General features: G+C 41.4%; 9 protein-coding genes. 7 read left to right on the forward strand and 2 right to left on the reverse strand.

Features of this window, described 5'->3' with window-relative positions; all coding sequences use genetic code 11:
- Positions 1–26: 26 nt before the first annotated feature.
- Positions 27–1,172 (reverse strand): AbrB family transcriptional regulator, encoded by a 1,146-nt coding sequence (locus tag MHB83_RS10175; RefSeq protein ID WP_251191064.1) that lies wholly within the window; start codon positions 1,170–1,172, stop codon positions 27–29.
- A 266-nt stretch (positions 1,173–1,438) separates the two neighbouring features.
- On the opposite strand from MHB83_RS10175, the gene MHB83_RS10180 reads away from it, so the two are divergent.
- The 3 genes from MHB83_RS10180 to MHB83_RS10190 are packed head-to-tail and all read left to right on the forward strand — an operon-like array spanning position 1,439 to position 3,160.
- Entirely contained in the window at positions 1,439–1,861 is a 423-nt protein-coding gene (locus MHB83_RS10180) for a BlaI/MecI/CopY family transcriptional regulator (RefSeq protein WP_003210872.1), read from the forward strand.
- Complete coding sequence (locus MHB83_RS10185) at positions 1,854–2,693, forward strand: M56 family metallopeptidase (protein ID WP_050945367.1); 840 nt, start codon at positions 1,854–1,856, stop codon at positions 2,691–2,693. The genes MHB83_RS10180 and MHB83_RS10185 overlap by 8 nt, the downstream gene beginning before the upstream one ends.
- A gap of 56 nt (positions 2,694–2,749) precedes the next feature.
- A complete protein-coding gene (locus MHB83_RS10190) occupies positions 2,750–3,160 on the forward strand; it encodes a DoxX family protein (RefSeq protein ID WP_106029930.1) in 411 nt (136 codons plus the stop codon).
- Positions 3,161–3,357: 197 nt separating this feature from the next.
- Here MHB83_RS10190 and MHB83_RS10195 read toward each other — a convergent pair whose 3' ends face one another.
- A complete protein-coding gene (locus MHB83_RS10195; RefSeq protein WP_003211961.1) occupies positions 3,358–3,804 on the reverse strand; it encodes a ferritin-like domain-containing protein in 447 nt (148 codons plus the stop codon).
- Positions 3,805–3,969: 165 nt separating this feature from the next.
- On the opposite strand from MHB83_RS10195, the gene addB reads away from it, so the two are divergent.
- Genes addB through MHB83_RS10215 form a run of 4 tightly spaced genes read left to right on the forward strand, consistent with a single transcriptional unit; the run spans position 3,970 to position 15,749 of the window.
- Positions 3,970–7,479 carry a helicase-exonuclease AddAB subunit AddB gene (gene addB, locus MHB83_RS10200; RefSeq protein WP_342496291.1) on the forward strand — a complete coding sequence of 1,170 codons (3,510 nt, stop codon included), beginning with the start codon at positions 3,970–3,972 and terminating at the stop codon, positions 7,477–7,479.
- The gene (gene addA / locus MHB83_RS10205; protein ID WP_106029932.1) at positions 7,457–11,155 is read left to right on the forward strand and encodes a helicase-exonuclease AddAB subunit AddA; all 3,699 of its coding nucleotides are present in this window, start codon (positions 7,457–7,459) and stop codon (positions 11,153–11,155) included. The genes addB and addA overlap by 23 nt, the downstream gene beginning before the upstream one ends.
- 26 nt (positions 11,156–11,181) lie before the next feature.
- The gene (gene sbcD / locus MHB83_RS10210) at positions 11,182–12,357 is read left to right on the forward strand and encodes an exonuclease subunit SbcD (protein WP_044139868.1); all 1,176 of its coding nucleotides are present in this window, start codon (positions 11,182–11,184) and stop codon (positions 12,355–12,357) included.
- The gene (locus MHB83_RS10215; protein WP_342496292.1) at positions 12,354–15,749 is read left to right on the forward strand and encodes an SMC family ATPase; all 3,396 of its coding nucleotides are present in this window, start codon (positions 12,354–12,356) and stop codon (positions 15,747–15,749) included. Before sbcD ends, MHB83_RS10215 begins: the two co-directional genes overlap by 4 nt.
- Positions 15,750–15,757: the final 8 nt, after the last annotated feature.

Raw genomic sequence — 15,757 nt, forward strand, 5'->3', positions numbered from 1 at the left:
GCTCTGCACATGCAAAGCGTCTCTTTTTATTTTGCGGCTTTATAATCAGGCTGCCTTTTTGCCCATACGTGATGTAAGAAGCGGAAAAACGGTGGTAGCATTGCAATGACGAGAATAATTCTGACGACTTGTACAGCCACAACAAAGGTAGAATCCTCATGCAGTGTGACCGCAGTTGTTGCCATCTCTGCAATACCGCCAGGCGAAAAAGCAAGAATGGCTGTAATGACAGAAATACCTGTGATCTCAGCGATGGCAATAGAGCTGAGGACAGTCGCAGCAATTAGCCCAGCTGAGCTGACGACAGCCACAATGAGAGTGTTTTTTAGCCCGACAAACATTTCTTTATTCATTTTTGAACCGATGGTTGCACCTAGAAATACTTGAGACGCAATGTTCGCTTGTGCCGGCCAATAAGGAATCAAATCATAACCTATGAGTGCGCCCGCACCAACTTGAAGAGCTGCGACGCCTAGCATGCTGCCGATCAGCCAAGGAGCAGGGAAATGAAGACGAACTGCTAGGCGTGACATGAGCCAGGCACCTAAAATAAGCGCAGCGGTCCAAGAGATGTTTGAAAGGGTGAAAACACCCGAAGAAAAAGCGCTCCCTTGCGTAACTACAGCCGCATCCACTTGGTTTTTTGTATTTAAATAAAACACTGTAAATGGGATAGTGAGTACAACCATTAATACACGTATCGTTTGCACGAGACTCACAACAGCTGTATTGGCTCCCACCTCTTGGGCAATCCCCGGCATAGCGGATAAACCGCCGGGGGCAGTTCCGACAAAGCTTGTCAGCATATCTGTTTTGCTCAGCTTCCATAAGACAAAGCCTGAGAGCATCGCCAGTAGAATAGAAAAGACGAGCATGAAACTCACAGGGAGCCAATTTTCAGCGAAAATGTGAAGGACCTTCATATTCATTTTCTGTCCGAGTTCGATTCCGAGAATGAATTGACCAAGGAGCAGCCATCTGCTGTGAATACGTAAGGTGCTAGTTCCTTTACGCTGAAACAGGGTGGGGCGGCGCATAGCAATAAAAGCCGCGGTGATTAATGTACCTACCATCCAGCCAATGGACATACCTGTTAAAGACAAAAGAAATCCACCTAAACCGCTTATCGCAATGAGAATGAGATCGGTTCGAAGGCTGTTTCCTTGTTTCATCACATGTAAACCTTCTTCCTATATGTTTGTTCAGTAAGTGAAATGTTGTTAACTTCACTATAATACAAAAGTCTCTATAAATAAAATACGAATTTTTTCACTATTTTCATAAGATTATCTTATCACTAAATGATTAGTACATTTTTATAAAGAAAGATATCATTTTTACCAAAAATAAAGTCGATATACAACGATTTTCCCCTATTTATGTTATCGGTTGACTATCATTTTCAATTACACTACACTACATAGTGTGAGGTGATAACATGAAAATTCCTTCTTTTAAATATAATGAAAAGGGATTGAATCGTTTTTTTGGTCCTTTAGAGGGAAGAATTATGGAGATCCTTTATGAAGGTGAGGATATGCCGATTAAAGAGGTCCAGCAAAAGCTGTCAGATGAGAAGCCGATTAATTTCAACACCGTGATGACTGTGCTGAACCGCTTAACCGAAAAAGGAATTGTGGAGAAAAAAACAAAAGGGCGCTCATCTATTTATAATCCTATTTTAACAAAAGAAGAATTTCTAAATGAGCAAACAAAATGGATTACACAAGGATTGATGGATGATTTCGGTCCACTGGCAGTGAATCATATGGTGGATGCGATTGAAAGTGCTGATCCTGAATTACTCAAAGTACTAGAAGCACGGCTAGCATCTAAAAAAGAGGAGCAGCAAAATGAATAAAATGAAGTCGAGTCTGCTGTTTTCAGGCGGTATATTGATTGGTTTAGCCATTTTTTATCAGATGGGGTATTACGTGCTTTCAAGCTTTTTTGGCTGGAATCAAGCATATAACCTGATCCATGTATGCCAGTCTGTGCTCGAATTCTATGGATTCACTCCTTTAAAATATTTTCTGGATGCCTTAGTCCTCTACACATTGGGTTTTGCGATTTTTTATATGACGAAACAAATCAAAAAGTACATTCAATTCAAGCAAAATCTGATGCTTGCAGTCGATCACCAGTCGACCGAATCTTTATCTGAGAAATATGCTAATGACATCATCGTGTTTCATTGTCATGAACCGCTTGCTTTTGCAATGGGGATGCTTCACCCAAAGGTTTATTTATCAACAGCTCTCATGGACATGCTGGATGAAGAAGAGATTGACGCTGTAGTTCATCACGAATTGCATCACAAATACAGCTATGATCCTTTAAAGGCTTTCATGTTCTCAATGCTCACAAAAGTCATTTGGTACATTCCAGTGTTAAAGCATATGAGACAAAGCTACTCTGTTTTTCGTGAAGTGATTGCAGATGACTATGCCATTCAGAAGACAGGTACTGAGCTTGGAGTAGGGCAGGCCCTTTTGAAGCTGATTAAAAAGAGAACCCAGTTTCAAAAACAAACAAAGTTTGCGGTGTCCTTTGGGGATCGGGCATTGAATTTAAGAATACAAAAAATCTTAAATCCAACTTACAATATTCCTTTTAATGTACCAATGATTCCAATCGTCACATCAGCCATTCTGATGGTGGTCTTAATGATTATGCTCAACCTTAATTACTAATTTTTTTACTTATTAACATTACATTGTGTAGTGTAAAAACAGGAGGAAATCACTATATGAAAACAAATCAAGAAATAGGAACACTTTTTGTACGCGTTATTTTAGGTATTATTTTCTTTTTACATGGGCTTCAGGCATATCAAGGAGGGCTGGGAGGCACAGCAGCATTCTTTGGACAAATCGGTGTACCTGAATTTATGGCCTATATTGTGAAGACAATTGAGCTAGTCGGTGGTATTGCCTTGATTTTAGGTCTAGGAACACGTATTTTCGCAGCATTATTCGTACCAATTATGGCAGTAGCGATTATCACTGTTGGTTTTTCTAGAGGATTTGTTGGTGGCTATGAATTTGAACTTTCGCTGCTCGTCATGGCGCTTTATTTGACTCTTAGCGGCAGTAAGCTGTTGTCAATTGATGGGATACTCAAGCATCAGCAGCAAAGCAATGAAGCAAAATTTCATTAAAAGATCATGAAAAAACTCCTTCTGCTATTTTGGGCAGAGGAGTTTTTTTAATGGTCGAATTCTCATTTTCTCGTTTGAAAATAAGGAAGGGATGTGAGGCTTTGCTACATTTAGCGCTTTCTTTAATAGATTGAATGAACGAAAAATCGATTTCATTTTTTGACGGAACATACGATCTCCTATTAAAATAGGACTATCTATGATACATGGTGCGTTAAAAGATATAAAAACCATACAGCGTGCTGCTGCTCATCTTGAGCGATACGTTTCATTAGCTCTTTTGTTCCTTGATCCCGGACATAGTCTGATACGCTTAAGTAAAAATCGACCGTTTTTTGTTCATCTTTAAAGGCAAACATAAGTCCTTCTCTGAATTGGTCTGGACAAGGTTCTGTTACGCTTGGTTTGTGGTTTTTCCCTGTTAAAGAATAATATAGCTTTGAAAATAGTTGATAGTGTCTGACTTCATCCTGGCGTATTTCTTGAATGATCTTTTTTGCTTCAGGATTTTTTGCCTTTTGGGCAAGTTTTTCGTAGCATTGGATCGCAGAATACTCACCATTAATCGCTTTCTCAAGGTCTGAAATGATCCTTGTGTTTTGGCGCATGTCATAAGGCGAGTAGTCATAGTAACCGTAATACATGATATTGCCAGCCTCCTTTTAGTTCATGATGGTTTATGATATGAAAAGAGTGAGGAAAGGTGCCTATGTCTTTTTTCAGAAAGGATAATGGGAACGTGATCGGAAAATAGCTATTTACCTTTATTTTCGCTAGAATATGAGTACATAAGAAAGGTGTTGTGGAACGTGGAGATTCAGTTTTTAGCAGGCAGATCGGGGAGTGGAAAAACGACTGCAATCTTAGAGGAAATCAAAGAACAGCTTCGGCTTGATCCGTTGGGTCCGCCAATCATTTTTTTAGTCCCGGATCAAATGACATTTTTAATGGAATATGAGCTTGCGAAAACGTCTGAAGCTGGTGGAATGATCAGAGCTAAAGTATTTAGTTTCACTCGTCTTGCTTGGTCGATTTTACAGCAGACTGGTGGAGCGAATCGGCAATTTGTGACAAGCACAGGAATTCAAATGCTTTTAAGAAAAGTGATTGAAGAGCAGAAAGACAAGTTTAAAGTATTCAAAAAAGCGAGTGATAAGCCGGGGTTTGTGGAGCAAATCGAAAAAACGATGGCTGAATTCAAAAGATACTGTATGCTGCCAGAGGATATTGAGAAGATTTCAGCGTCTAGCATGCATTCAGAGTATACAGAAGAAAGACGGGCAGCCGAAAAATTGCATGATCTCCATGTTCTTTATCAGCAGATGGAGGAGCATTTACAAGATGAATATGTGCACTCAGAAGACTATTTGACTCTTCTTTCCCAGCAAATTCCTTCAGCTGAAGAAATAAAAGGAGCACACATCTATATAGATGGTTTTTATCAATTTACACCGCAGCAGCTTCTTGTCATTGAACAGCTCTTGCTGTATGCAGCAAAAATAACTGCGGCTTTCACAGTAGATCGATCCTATCATGATAGGCAGCCAAATGAACTTGATTTATTTCGTATGACAGGTAAAACGTATTTCCAGCTCTATCAGCTTGCTAAAGAGTGCGGAGCTGACATTTCTGAAAATATTTTTGAAAGAAATCATCGGCACCTTTATACACCAGATCTTGCTTATTTAGAACACCAATATGAGCAGCGGCCCGTTCAGCCATATCAGGAAAACACCCCTCATCTCACAGTGTCTAAAAGTGCAAATAAACGAGCTGAAATTGAGGGAGTAGCGAGAGATATCCTTGATTTAGTGAGAGAAAAAGGACTCAGACTGCGAGATATCTCGATTGTAGCGCGGCATGTAGATGACTATAAAGATACGTTAAAAGAGGTTTTTCGAGATTACGATATTCCTTTTTTTATTGATGGAAATGAATCGATGCAGTATCATCCGCTCATTGAATTAATTCGTTCGAGCTTGGATGTCATAAAAGGAAATTGGCGGTATGAAGCGGTATTTCGCTGCGTGAAAACAGAGTTCTTATTTCCGCTTGAAATCACTAAGAACAAAGCGAGAGAGCAGGCAGATCAGCTTGAAAACTATTGCATTGCTTATGGTGTAAAAGGAGAGCGCTGGACAAACGGTTCCCGGTTTCATTACAGGCGTTTCCAATCATTAGATGAGGATTTCGGACAAACAGATCAAGAAATTGAAATGGAACAAATGCTAAATGACGTCAAAGAATGGATCGCGCCCCCGCTTTACCAGTTGCAGAAAAGGCTCAAAAAAGCGCAAAAGGTAAGGGACATGGTAGAGGCTGTCTATGTCTTTTTAGAAGAGATACAAGTACCAGATAAGCTTGAAAAAGCGAGGCTTGAGGCTGAAGAAGCAGGTCGATTAGCTGAAGCAATGCAGCACGGGCAAGTATGGGATGCGGTGATTCAATTAATGGATGAATTTGTTGACATGCTAGGTGACGAAGAGCTCTCATTTCCCTTATTCCAACAGATGATAGATACAGGATTAGCTTCTCTAAAATTCGCTTTGATTCCGCCTTCACTCGACCAAGTATTTATTGGAAGTATGGATTTATCCAGAATGTATCAAGTGAAGTGTACGTTTATCATTGGTGTAAATGATGGCGTTATTCCCGCACGTCCCTCTGATGAGAGTGTATTGTCTGAGGATGACCGAGAATGGTTAAAACGAGCAGGAGCAGAGCTAGCAGAGACAGGAAAAGAACGGCTGCTAGATGAGCAATTTTTAATTTACCAAGCGTTATCAAGTCCATCCCGTCATTTGTATCTATCCTATGCGGCTTCTGATGCAGAAGGACGTTCTCTATTGCCTTCGACACTCATCAAGTATTGCCAAGAGCTTATGCCAAATCATCAACAGGCTCTTTATGTGTTAGATCCAGAACAACTGGAAGACGATGAGCAATTAAAATTTGTAGCGAATGAGCATGTTTCGTTGTCGTATACCATCTCACAGCTGCAGCAATGGCTCAATCAATATCCCATCAGCGGTGTATGGTGGAGTGTCTATAACTACTTAATGACATCTCCTCATCGGGATGTATCAAAAAACATCATGTCAAGCTTGTTCTTTACAAATCGAGCGAAGCCATTAAAGCCTAATGTCACAAAAGAGCTTTACGGTGACCATATTCAGGGCAGTGTTTCAAGAATGGAGAAGTTCAATGCGTGTGCATTCTCTCACTTTGCTTCCCACGGTTTAAAACTAAAGGATCGACAATTTTACAAATTGGAAGCACCCGATATCGGCCAATTGTTTCACTCGGCTTTGAAGCATATTTCAGATACGCTAGTTGAACAAAAAAAGGATTGGAAAAACCTAACGAAGGAAGATTGTGTCACCTATTCAAGACATGCAATCGAACAGCTTGCTCCGCGTCTTCAAAAGGAAATTCTATTAAGCTCTAATCGGCATGCTTATATTAAAGAAAAGCTTCAGAAAATCTTGATTCGAGTCTCTTCTATATTAAGTGAACATGCCAAATTGAGTGGATTTTCTCCGGTAGGGCTTGAGTTAGGTTTTGGAGGTCAAGGGCCTTTGCCGCCGTTTACTTTTCAATTAAAGAATGGCTGCACGATGGAGCTTGTCGGAAGGATTGACAGGGTAGATAAGGCAGAAGGTTCAAAAGGGCTGCTTTTAAGAATCGTCGATTACAAATCCAGTGAGAAAGGTCTTGACCTAGCAGAAGTATACTATGGTCTTGCCTTGCAAATGCTCACATACTTAGACCTAACCATTACGTATTCGAAAGAGTGGCTCGGCGTAGAAGCAACGCCTGCTGGCATTTTATATTTCCATATTCATGATCCGCTCATTCAAGCACCGATTCCACTTGCAGAGGATGAAATTGAGCAGGAAATCTTCAAGAAATTTAAAATGAAGGGTTTATTGCTTGAAGATGTGGAAGCAGTAAAGCTAATGGATCAAACGCTTGATTCAGGTAGATCGCAAGTCATTCAAGCCGGTTTGAAAAAGGATGGGTCTTTCCGTTCTGATTCGGCAGTTTTAAGTGAAGATCATTTCCATATACTCACACAACACGTTCGGCGCACATTTGAAGAAGCAGGCGAAAGAATTACAAATGGAGAGGTCGCAATTAATCCATATAAATTAAAGGATCAAACACCTTGCCGCTTTTGTTCATTCAAGTCTATTTGCCAATTCGATGAATCAATAGAAGATAATGATTTTAGGGTGCTCACCTCTGAAAAGGATGATGTTGTGATAGAACGGATCAAAAAAGAAGGGGATCAGTATGCAAATACCAAAACCGAATAACAGTACGTGGACGGATGACCAGTGGGAAGCCATCGTTTCAGAAGGACAAGATATCTTGGTTGCGGCGGCGGCAGGGTCAGGTAAAACAGCTGTTTTGGTTGAACGCCTGATTCGAAAAATGACCCGGCCTGAACATCCAGTTGATGTGGATCGTCTGCTCGTTGTGACTTTCACAAATGCTTCTGCGGCAGAGATGAAGCATCGGATCACAGAAGCACTTGAAAAAGAATTAGCCAAAAACCCTGGGTCTCTTCATATGAGAAGGCAGCTGTCCCTCATGAATCGAGCCAATATTTCAACCTTGCACTCCTTTTGCTTGCAGGTTTTGCGCACCTTTTACTATGAAATTGATCTTGATCCAGGCTTTCGTTTGGCTGACCAAACAGAAGGAGAATTATTAGGAGATGAAGTGTTAGACGAACTGTTTGAGGATGAATATAAGGCTGGAAAGCCATCATTCTTTGAATTGGTTGATCGTTATACATCTGACCGTCACGACTTAGATTTGCAATGGCTCGTGAAGAGAATTTATGAGTTTTCGAGATCTCATCCTTCTCCGGAGCAATGGATGCGGGCATTTCTTTCACTTTATGATGTAGATGCTCAAACAAAAGTAGAAGAATTACCGTTTTATCCATATATCAAAGAAGATCTTTCTCTCGTTCTCCGGAGCTGCCAGGAGCTGCTTGAACGAGCTCTTTCGCTATCAAAAGAACCGGGCGGCCCAGCACCGAGAGCAGAGAATTTTATAGATGATTTAGAGCAAGTCAATGAATTAATCCGTCATCAAGATGATTTTGAGAAGCTTTATGAGCTTTTGCCGAACGTTAATTTTAAAAGGCTCAAAACGTGCAAAGGGGACGAATATGACCCTGCTCTCTTAGAAAAATCCACTGATGCACGTAATCAAGCAAAAAAACAATTAGAAAAACTAAAAGATGAATACTTCATGCGCAGTCCTGCCCAGCATTTAAAAAGCTTAGCTGAAATGAAGCCAGTTGTGGAGACGCTTGTAGAGCTTGTGATCCAATTTGGTGAGCGTTTCGAAAGAGCGAAGCAGGAAAAGTCAATTGTCGACTTTTCGGATTTAGAGCACTATTGCTTACGCATTTTAGCGGAGCAGGATGCAGAAGGACATTTGATCGAAACAGAAGCTGCCAAATACTATCAACAGCAGTTTGAAGAAGTGCTCGTTGATGAATACCAGGATACAAACCTTGTACAAGAAACGATTTTAAAGCTTGTATCTAAGGGGAAACATTCTGCAGAGGGCAATCTGTTTATGGTTGGTGATGTAAAGCAGTCAATTTATCGTTTTAGGCTGGCAGAGCCTATGCTCTTTTTAAACAAATATAAACACTTTCAACCAGACGGCAAAGAAACAGGGAAGAGAATCGATTTAAATAAAAACTTCCGTAGCCGTTCAGATGTTTTAGATAGTACGAACTTTTTGTTCAAGCAGCTGATGGGGGAAACAGTGGGAGAAATTGAATATGATGAACAAGCTGAATTAAAGCTTGGAGCGAGTTATCCAGAAAGCAAAGATACAACGACAGAAATGCTTCTTGTCCACTTAGATCAGCAGGAAGCAGAAACCGGCGAAGAGCGAGAAGAGCTCGAGACCGTCCAATTTGAAGCGAGAATCATTGCTAAAAAAATAAAAGAATTAGTGGAGCAGCCATTTCAAGTGTACGATGCAAAGCAGCAAATGACCCGTAATTTGCAGTATCGTGACATTGTCATTTTGCTTCGGTCTATGCCTTGGGCTCCACAAATGATGGAGGAATTAAAGAAGCAGGGAATCCCTGTATATGCGAATCTTTCCTCTGGTTATTTTGAAGCAACAGAGGTGTCTGTCATTCTTTCATTGTTAAAAGTCATCGATAATCCATATCAGGATATCCCGCTTGCTGCTGTTTTAAGATCACCTATTGTTCATTTAGACGAAAATGAATTGGCTCTGATTCGAACGAGTGATAAAAAAGGCACGTATTATGATGCTGTAAAGGCATTCATGAGTGTGACGCATTCTGATCACCCTACATGCAAAAAACTAGAGCGATTTTTCCAATTACTGCGCAAGTGGCGTGATTTTTCTATCAATCATTCGGTGGCAGAATTAATTTGGGAAGTCTACCGTGATACGCAGTACCTTGATTATGTTGGCGGAATGCCTGGAGGTAAGCAGCGACAGGCAAATCTTCGTGCCCTTTATGACCGGGCTAAGCAATACGAAAAAGCTGCCTTTAGAGGGCTATTCCGATTCCTTCGTTTTATTGAAAGAATGCAGGAGCGTGGGGATGATCTTGGTGCAGCAAAAACGTTCAGTGAAACAGAGGACGTTGTGCGTATGATGACGATCCACAGCAGTAAAGGATTAGAATTTCCAGTCGTCTTTACCGCAGGGCTCGGCAGAAACTTTAATATGATGGACTTAAACCAGCCCTATTTACTTGATAAAGAACTAGGCTTTGGCAGCAAGTACATCCATCCTGAGCTGAGAATTAGTTATGCGACATTACCGCTTGTGGCGATGAAAAAAAAGATGAGAAAAGAGTTATTATCTGAAGAATTAAGGGTCCTATATGTAGCGCTCACAAGGGCTAAAGAAAAATTATTTCTGGTCGGCTCTGTCAAAAATCAGGTGAAAGCATTAAGCAAATGGCAAAATGCCGCAACCGGAGAAGAGTGGCTGCTCCCTGATTTTGAACGGTATCAATCGAAAACATACTTAGATTTCATTGGCCCTGCCCTTATCCGTCATCAAGCGATGTCATCTGTTTTAGAAGAAACAGGAGATATTGTTCTTTCGCATCCGTCTACATTTACTATCTCATTTACGCAAGCTTCTGATCTTTTAAAGGAAGATATGTCACTTGAAAAAAAGGAGCAAGACGAGATTGTACAAGCATTGATCGATGGTCTACCTGTTGAAGGATATGGTGATGCTGATGAGAAGGTGGCAGAGAGACTCTCATGGAAATATCCGTATCTAGCGGCCTCGCAAGTCGGCACAAAGCAGTCTGTTTCCGAGATAAAAAGAATGAAAGAAATACAGGATGAGTACAGTGTTCCTTCTTCTATTCGAAAAGCTCGTGCAACATTGTATGACCGGCCAGCTTTCATGAAGAAAAAAACACTCACTGCCGCAGAACAAGGCACCGCAATGCATACAGTGATGCAGCATATCCCGCTTCCTTCTGAGGAGCCCTATGATGAATCACGTATAGGACACCTGCTCGAATCCTTACAGCAGCGAGACTTGCTAACAGATGAGCAGATCCAATCAATTAATCAAGAAGGAATTGCTTCTTTCTTCTCTACTTCAATTGGTCAAAAACTGCTAAAAGCGGACTGGGTAAAACGAGAGGTGTCATTTAGTATGGTGTTACCTGTTAAAGAGGTATACAGTCATATTGATACTGAGGGAGAGCCTGTTCTGATTCAAGGGATGATTGACTGTTTATTTGAAACAGATGGAAAGCTATATTTACTAGATTATAAAACTGATAGAGTACAAGGCAGATATACAGTTGACGCTGCTGAACCGATCTTGAAAAAGCGTTATGAAACCCAAATAGCCTTATATGCAAAAGCTGTAGAGCGTTTGACAAACAGAACATTAGAGGAGAAAATTCTCTATTTCTTCGATGGAAATTTAGAAATTTCTTTATAAATGTATCGGAATGAGAGGTGAATCACATGAGGATTCTGCATACAGCGGATTGGCATTTAGGGAAAACCCTTGAAGGTCGAAGCCGGCTTGATGAGCAAGCACAGTTTTTAGATGAACTGTATCAAATCGTGAAAGACGAACACATTGATGTCATTGTGATGGCCGGTGATGCCTTTGATACTGTGAATCCGCCTGCTAGAGCAGAGCAGCTTTTTTATGAAAGTCTATCAGCCTTATCTGATAAAGGAAAACGCCAGGTAGTGGTCATTTCAGGCAACCACGATAATCCGGATCGTTTATCAGCCGCATCACCTTTAACAAATGATCAAGGGATTCATTTAATTGGATATCCGACAAATGACATCATCCGTGTCGATGTTCCTTCTGCGGATGAACGTTTATCCATTGCAGCACTCGCTTATCCGTCTGAGGCGAGACTAAATGAGGTGCTAGCTGAAACATTTGAAGAGAAATTGCTTCGTGATCATTACAATTTAAAGATTCAACAAGCGTTTCAACATTTAAGTAATCAATTTCAACCGGATACGGTCAATATGGCAACAAGCCACATTTATGTGGCAGGGGGGAGTCAAACAGATTCAGAAAGACCGATTGAAGTAGGCGGCGCATATACTGTTGCGGCTGAAAGCCTGCCAGAATCCGCTTGCTATGTTGCACTTGGTCATTTGCACAGGCCGCAAACGATCAAACGTGCCAAAACGATTGCTCGTTATTCTGGATCACCTCTTGCTTATAGCTTTTCTGAATCAGGTTACGCCAAATCAGTCACAATTGTAGAGGCAAAACCGAATGAAAAAGCGAGCTGGAAAGAAGTGTTTCTATCAAGCGGAAAACCACTTATGAAATGGAAGGCGACTGAGGGACTGAGTCAAGTGTACGAGTGGCTGGATGAAAAACGGGATCTTCAGGCATGGATTGATCTAGAGATTCATTTAACAGATCAGCTCTCTATTGAAGAGATTCATCAGCTCCGAAAGCAGCATAGTGGGTTTGTTCACATTCGTCCAAAGTTCAAAGAACTACAGCAAATAGAAGAGCAAAAGCAAGTGGAAAAACTCTCGATCGAAGAGAGGTTCGTGAAGTTTTATGAGCGTCAGACAGGTGGCGGTCTGCCTGATGAAAAAACAGTCAAACTGTTTTTAGAGCTAGCCAATGATATGCAAGAGGAGGAAGCGACTTGAAGCCGATTACGCTGACCATTAAAGGACTTCATAGCTTCAGAGAAGAACAAATAATTGACTTTAGCTCATTATGTGATGCGGGTGTGTTTGGCATATTTGGACCGACAGGAAGTGGAAAGTCTTCCATATTAGACGCCATGACACTGGCACTCTATGGCAAAGTGGAGCGTGCGTTAAATAATACACACGGTATTTTGAACCAAGCGGAAGAAAAGCTGTCGGTTTCCTTTACATTTGCTTTGCAAAAGGAACACCACATTTCTTATAAAGTTGAACGTGCTTTCAAACGAGCGGATGAAATGAAAGTCAGAACGACATTATGCCGCCTAATTGAAATCGGTGATACGCAGACAGTTCTCGCAGATAAAGCGAGTGAGGTGAATCGTAAAGTAGAAGAACTACTCGGATTAACCATTGATGACTTTACCCGTGCGGTTGTCTTACCTCAAGGGAAGTTTGCAGAATTTCTCTCCCTCAAAGGGGCAGACAGACGTCAAATGCTTCAGCGGTTATTTAACTTGGAGAAATATGGAGATCAACTCGTCAAGCGATTGCGTACAAAGGCTCAAAAGCATTATGGGCAAAAAAATGAACTGCTAGCTGAACTGAATGGTTTAGGAGAAGCTGGTCCAGAGGCGCTGGCAAAAGCAAAGGAAGCAGCTGAGCAGGCAAAGGCTATTTTTCATGAGAAAAAACAAGCGCGGGACGAAGCGTTCACTGCTTTTACAAAGGCGCAAGCGATTTGGCAGTATCAAAAGGAACAAGAAGCTTACGAGACTGAACAAAACAAGCTGAATTTACTGGCACCATCAATAGAAGAGAAAAAGACGAAGCTCCATATCGCAGAGCAGGCAGAGACGCTAAAGCCCTATGCGGATGCATTGACAAAGGCTGAAAAACAGCTTTCTCAAGCATCGAAAGAGAAAGAGGAAGCAGAAAAGCAGCTGCTGCATCAACGAACGATCTATGATCAAATGGCGCGGGAGTATGAGCAAGCCCGGCAAAAGAAAATAGAGACAGAGCCAGACCTTCTCCAAAAGAAAGAACAGCTGATTCAGCTAAAAGAAATTGAACGTAAAAAAGAGGCAGCTTTTCAGGAAAAGACGAGCATAGAGCGCCAAAAAAATGAAAAAGCGCAGCAGCTCCTCCAAAAGAAGAAAGAAGCGGAGAATCTCCAATCTCTATTAGAGCGTGCACTAACGAAACAAACACAGCTGAAAAATGAGCTGGAGCAGTTACAAGTTTCAGTGAAAGAACGCAAAAGTGTACAGGATGCTTTACGTTTAAGTGAAAATGTTGAAAGAATAAACCTTAGTATTCAAAAGGAAAAGCAAAAGCTGGAGGAGCTCAACAAGCGAGCCTCACAGACTTCAGAAGCATATGAAAAGCTTCAAAAGCAGCAAAACGACCATTATGAAAAAATAGACCAATCGTTTCAAGCAATTGAACACCTCTATTTTTATGTATGTGAACTCGAACGAGCTCTGACAGAATGGAGTCAAAAAGAACAACAACAGAAACTCGAAAAATTAAAGCAGCGAGATGCGGTAAGGGCGGCAGAATTAAGAAAAGAATTAGCGGCAGAGCTAGTAGATGGTGAGCCATGTCCGGTTTGTGGGTCGATTCATCATGATCCAAAGACTTTGCAATCCAATGACCATGAAGAAACCGTGGCACAAGTCGATGAAGTCATTCAACGGATGGACAAAGAGCTCAAGCAGGCAGAGGATTATGGGAGAGACATGTATGCCGCAAAGCAGCTTCTCGAAACGCATGCCAATCAATTAGTGAAGCAATTCGCTTTCTTATCTCAGAAAGCCCCTGGAGCGGAAGTCGCTGCAGCAGTAGAAACGGTACAAAATTCGCAGTCTTTGCAGGGTCTGGTGCAAGAATGGAAAGGCATAAAACAGGATACTCAAGAAGTTGAACATAAACGAGCTCGTTTAATGGATGAAACGCATGATCAAGTAGCAGAGATGAGCAAGATAAAAGAGCAAATGACTTTTGAACAGCAGCGCATCGAAGAATTAGAGGTGCTGATCAAAGAGTTTGATGCTGAGCTTTCAGAGCAAACGACTCAATTTGAACAGACCTTCCCGCATCTTACATTGAATCAAGTACAAGAAATGCAAAAGCAAATCGATGAAAAGGACCAACAAGCGGAAGGCTATAAAGAACGTATTGAGAAAAGCATTACGTTTTTGGAAGAAAAACAGCTAGCAAAAGAGCAGCTGCAGACAGTGATATACAATGTCGAGAAAGAACTTGATAAACTAGCGCATCAGTTAGAAAGTCAGCAGCAGCTTATCCAACAATATGAAACAGATTTAGGCCGATATCCATTAAAAGCTGCCTCTATTTCTGATGAACTTATAGAGGTTGAACACACCCTTTCTCTTCTTAATGAAAAAGAGCAGCAATCGTACAAGCAATTGCAGCACGCGCAGCAGTTGTTTAGTGAGGCGCAAAGTCATTTTTCAAGCAGTGAGCGTCAGCTTCAAGAGGCGAACAGGCGAAAACATGAAGCAGAAGCAGCATGGGAAAAACAAGCAGAATCTTCTCCTTTTCATATGCCGCAGGAAATTGAGTCTGTTTCAATGGAACAGCCAGTACGTCAATCGGTCAAACAGGAAATTGAGGAGTTTGAGGATAAAAGAAAGGAATGTGCCGCAAACTTAAAGCGAATTTCTGAATTACTGAAAGAAGAGTCACTGGATGAAAAGCAGTGGACAGACATTCAGCACAGAAAAGCTGCAGCTGAAAAAGCATTGGAAGAAGCGACAGCAATGAGTGGGTCCGCACATGAACACCTGCGTGTGATTGAAGAGAATCATCAGCGCTTTGCAAGTATTCACGAACGATTGGAAGCACTGCAGGAAGAAATTGATCGCCTTGATAAACTGCAAACTGTTTTTAAAGGGAATACGTTTGTTGAATTTTTAGCAGAAGAACAGCTGGAAAGTGTCAGTCGTGATGCATCCGCCCGCTTAGGTATGTTGACGAGACAAAGATATGCGATTGAGGTCGACTCAGAAGGCGGCTTTGTTATGCGTGATGATGCAAATGGCGGTGTTAGGCGTCCCGTGTCCAGCTTGTCCGGCGGGGAAACCTTCTTGACATCACTGGCGCTTGCCCTTGCTCTTTCTGCACAAATTCAGCTGAGAGGTGAATTCCCACTGCAATTCTTTTTCCTTGATGAAGGATTCGGTACGCTCGATCAAGACTTGCTTGATACGGTCATTACCGCATTAGAAAAGCTACAGTCTCACAATTTAGCAGTTGGTGTTATTAGCCACGTGGAAGAATTGAAAATGAGACTACCGAAGAAACTGATTGTCCATCCAGCAGATCCAAGCGGGAAAGGGACAACGGTCTCAATGGAATTAATGTAAATGTTGAG

Source organism: Bacillus sp. FSL K6-3149 (assembly GCF_038630515.1).
Taxonomy (GTDB): Bacteria; Bacillota; Bacilli; order Bacillales; family Bacillaceae; genus Bacillus; species Bacillus pumilus.